Below are 4,304 nucleotides of genomic sequence, written 5' to 3' on the forward strand. Positions count from 1 at the left end.
CCCCGACAGAAATCCCCGTCCCCCTCACCCGCCTCCAACTGCGCCTGCGCCACCAGCGCCATGCGCAACCACAGATAACCCAGAATGATGTAACCGCTGTACATCAGGTAATCCACCGATGCGGCGCCGACTTCGTCCGGGTTTTTCATCGCCGCCATACCGACCTGCATGGTCAGCTCGCCCCACTGCTGGTTGAGTTCATTGAGCTGCGCGACAAAGCTGCCCAACTGAGGATGCCCCGCGTTGGCCGCGCAGAACTTGTGGACGATTCTGGTGAAGCCGCGCAACAACTTGCCCTGACTGCCCAGCACCTTGCGACCGAGCAGGTCCAGCGCCTGAATGCCGTTGGTGCCTTCATAGATCGGCGCAATCCGGCAATCGCGAACCAACTGCTCCATGCCCCATTCACGAATGAAGCCGTGACCGCCGAACACCTGCATGCCGTGGTTGGTCACTTCCAGCCCGGTGTCGGTCATGAACGCCTTGCAGATCGGCGTGAGGAACGCCAACAGGTCTTCGGCCTCCTGCCGCGCCTCGACGTCGCTGCCCAGGTGCGCGACATCGAGCAGCTGCGCGGTGAAATAGGTCAGCGCACGATTGCCCTCGTTGAAGGCTTTCATGGTCAACAGCATGCGCCGCACGTCTGGATGAACGATGATCGGGTCGGCCGGTTTGTCCGGGGTCTTGGCGCCGGTCAGGGCGCGCATCTGCAAGCGGTCGTTGGCGTATTTGACCGCGCCCTGGAAACTCGCCTCGCCCAGGCACAAGCCCTGCATCCCGGTGCCGAGGCGTGCATGGTTCATCATGGTGAACATGCAGTTGAGGCCCTTGTTCGGCTCGCCGATCAGAAAGCCCTTGGCGCCGTCGAAGTTCAGCACGCAGGTGGCCGAGGCCTTGATGCCCATCTTGTGTTCGATCGAACCGCAGGAAACGCCGTTGCGCTCGCCCGCTTCGCCCGCTGCGTCCGGCAGGAACTTGGGCACGATAAACAGCGAAATGCCCTTGGTCCCGGCGGGCGCATCCGGCAGTTTGGCCAACACCAGGTGGATGATGTTGTCACTCATGTCGTGTTCGCCGGCAGAGATGAAAATCTTGCTGCCGGTAACTGCATAACTGCCATCGGCCTGGGGCACGGCGCGGGTCTTGATGATACCCAGGTCGGTGCCGCAATGCGCTTCGGTCAGGCACATGGTGCCGGTCCACTGGCCGGCGGTGAGTTTGCTCAGGTACGTGTCTTTCTGTTCGGCGGTGCCGTGGGCGTGGATGGCCGACATCGCGCCATGAGTCAGGCCCGGGTACATGCCCCAGGACGTATTGCTGGAGCCGACCATTTCGCTGATCACCAGCCCCAGCGAACTCGGCAGGCCCTGGCCACCGTAAGCCGGATCTGCCGCCAGACCGTGCCAGCCGCCCTCGACGTATTGCGCGAACGCTTCTTTGAAACCTGCAGGCGTTGTCACCACGCCGTTGTCGAAGTGGCAGCCCTCTTCGTCGCCGCTGCGATTGAGTGGCGCCAGAACGTTCTCGCAGAACTTCGCGCCCTCTTCGAGGATCGCGTTGATCATGTCCGGGCTGGCGTCGTGGGCGCCGAGCGCGGCGTATTGGGTGTGGAAATCGAAGACGTGGTCGATCAGAAAGCGCATGTCGCGCAGGGGAGCTTTGTACTCGGGCATGGTGGCTTCTCCGTCAGCAGATAGTTTCAACCTACTGCTGGCCACTACGCCCCACAATCACTGTCCAGACGCTGAATGCGCAGTCATCACTCAACCTGCAGCATTGTCCATACGCACCGCGCCACGGCGGTTCTGCCCAAACGCCATCACGCAGTTACGCCCCGCACCTTTGGCGCTGTACAGCGCCTGGTCGGCGGATTTGAGCACTTCTTCCGGCGTGCGCTGCTCGACGCGTTCGGCGACGCCAATGCTGACCGTCACCGAAACACTGGACGCACCGGCGCCACTGCGGCGCTGGCGACCTTGCTGGTCATCCTGCGGACGGTTTTCCTGATTGCGCAGTTGAATGTTGTAGGACGCAATCGACTCGCGGATAACTTCCAGGTGCGGCATGCATTCCTCGAGGGTTTTGCCTGCGAACACCAGGGCAAATTCCTCACCACCATAGCGATATGCCCTACCGCCACCGCTGATTTTCGACAGCTTGCTGGCGACCAGACGCAACACCTGGTCACCGACATCGTGGCCGTGGGTGTCGTTGAATTTCTTGAAGTGATCGACGTCACTCATCGCCAGCACATAGTTACGGCCGAGGCGTTGCATACGTTCGTTGAGTGCGCGCCGCCCCGGCAGACCGGTGAGCTCATCGCGGAAGGCCATTTGATAGGCTTCGTGCGCCACGGCGGCAGCAATCATCAGCATCACCTGGCTGCACATGATGTTCAGGGTGAACGGCAGGATGAAGGTTTTCGGCAGCATCCAGAACACACCGAGCAAGCCGACCAGTTGCGCCGCATGCAGCGGACGCGGGTTACGCCAGTATTGCCAGGCCAACAGCAGGAATGCCGAGAGGAATACCGGATAGGACATCTGGATCAGGCTCATCCACGCGCCGTGCAGCGCTGGCCAGCGGATCTCCGAGAGCCACATCAGCAGCGCCTGGGGATAACTCTGCTCAAGACCGAGGGCGACACTGCCAAAAGCGAGCAACACCGCGAACCGCGCGACCATGTCCTGAAACAGGTGGGTGCGTTCTTGCCACGCCGCAAACAGACCGAACAGCAAGGGCAGCAGCAGGCAGACCAGGTGGAACACCACGGCGGCGTCGTCGCGCACCTTGCCGTTGTCGCGGTAATAGTCGGTCTGGGTGTCGAGCAGAAAGTAGGCGATGTACACCGTGAGCATCAGAAACAGTTCGCGCTGACGGCGGTAAACCGCGCAATACGCGCCGCCCAGCAACAGCACCAACGTCGGCAACACGTTGAACAGCGAAGTGAAGAACACGTTGAGGTCTTTGACGTACGCAGCCGCCAACCCCGCAAGTAACAACAGCAGTGATGGCAGGAAATGACTGAAACGTACAGCGGAAGAACGCGGCAAGGGTAAAGCTCCGACCCGTCATATCAAAGAGATGGCATTGTGCCTGCAATGTGGCCAGTTAAGCACACGCATTGTGATCCAGATCACATGCAGTCTCTTTAACGGCAGAAAACCTGACTATCTGAGCGATTTGCCAAGTTTTTTGCCTCCAGCGAGCCGATGGCCATCATGACTGATGGCCAGGCCTGGAATTATCCCTCAAAGATCGTTGTAGAACGGCAGTAACGGCCCCTCCGCCGGGCTGCGTCCTTCGGCGCCATAGGGCTTGAGCGAGAACAACGCATCCGAAGCTTGGCGGGTGGTGACTTTCGGGCTGGCTGGCCGTTGGGTTACGGCATTTTCGTCACCGATTTCGCCTTGTGGCAGGACCAGCGACGGATGATCGAACGGCGCCCGCTCCCACGCCACGCGCGGATCGGTCAGGCCGACTTCCATGAATTTCACCAGTGCGTCGATCTCCTCAGGCGTCAGGTTGAGGCTGGTCATGTCCGGATCAAGATTCGAGGTGTTGTGCTGATTCGCCGCCGCATGTTCGAAGCCGCTGGTGTTGTTGGCGTCCTCGCCACGGCGGTCGCCGCCACGGTTGTAGAACTCCATCACCTGCTTGAGTGTGGCGCGGCTGCCGTTGTGGAAGTACGGGCCGGTCAACGCAATATTACGCAGGGTCGGGGTTTTGAAGGCGCCATCCACCGAATCGCGGAAGCCGACATTGGGTTTGAGCGAGGCGTCGCACGGGATCGCTGCGCTGAGTGGCGCTTCGAAGGTGCACACGTCGACGTCCAACGGATCGGGAATGCTGGCGCCCTGCAACACCTTGTTGTACTGACGGCTGAACGACCATGGATTGCCCCAGGCATCCGAGCCACCGAGGGCCAGGTCTTCGGAGGTCGGGCGCACGCCGGTGTTGTAGAAGCCGTTGTCGTAGAGCGTGGTCAGGTTATCGGCCATGACCATGCGTTCGATGCGTTCGCGCGGATGCATCAGCAAGCGGCTGGCAGCATTGGTCAGCTCCGGGCCCCCATGGCAATTGACGCATTTGCCCTTGCCGAGGAACAGGTTCATGCCCTCGACTTGCTGCGCGCTCATCGCAGTTGAGTCGCCCTGCAGGTAGGCGTCGATCGGCGCCTGATCAGAGATCAATGTCGATTCGTACATCTGAATCGCCAGACCGAAGAACAGCGGGAAATTGGCCTCCATCTGCGTGTACGGCGCGCCGCCGACCAGCACGTTTTGCGTGGCATTCCACAGGCG

3 protein-coding genes are annotated in these 4,304 nt (G+C 60.9%); all 3 read right to left on the reverse strand.

The genetic code is table 11. The annotated features are described in order from the left end of the window. A partial coding sequence (locus DBR24_RS26090; protein ID WP_128616151.1) for an acyl-CoA dehydrogenase C-terminal domain-containing protein occupies positions 1–1,673 on the reverse strand: 1,673 nt, incomplete at its 3' end. Positions 1,674–1,763: 90 nt separating this feature from the next. Beyond that, on the reverse strand, positions 1,764–3,053 hold the full coding sequence (locus DBR24_RS26095; RefSeq protein ID WP_123469314.1) for a GGDEF domain-containing protein: 1,290 nt from the start codon (positions 3,051–3,053) through the stop codon (positions 1,764–1,766). Positions 3,054–3,251: 198 nt separating this feature from the next. Next, the coding region (locus DBR24_RS26100) for a cytochrome-c peroxidase (RefSeq protein ID WP_371921358.1) at positions 3,252–4,304 on the reverse strand (1,053 nt) is incomplete at its 5' end.

Source organism: Pseudomonas sp. HMWF006, assembly GCF_003061205.1.
Classification (GTDB): Bacteria; Pseudomonadota; Gammaproteobacteria; order Pseudomonadales; family Pseudomonadaceae; genus Aquipseudomonas; species Aquipseudomonas monsensis.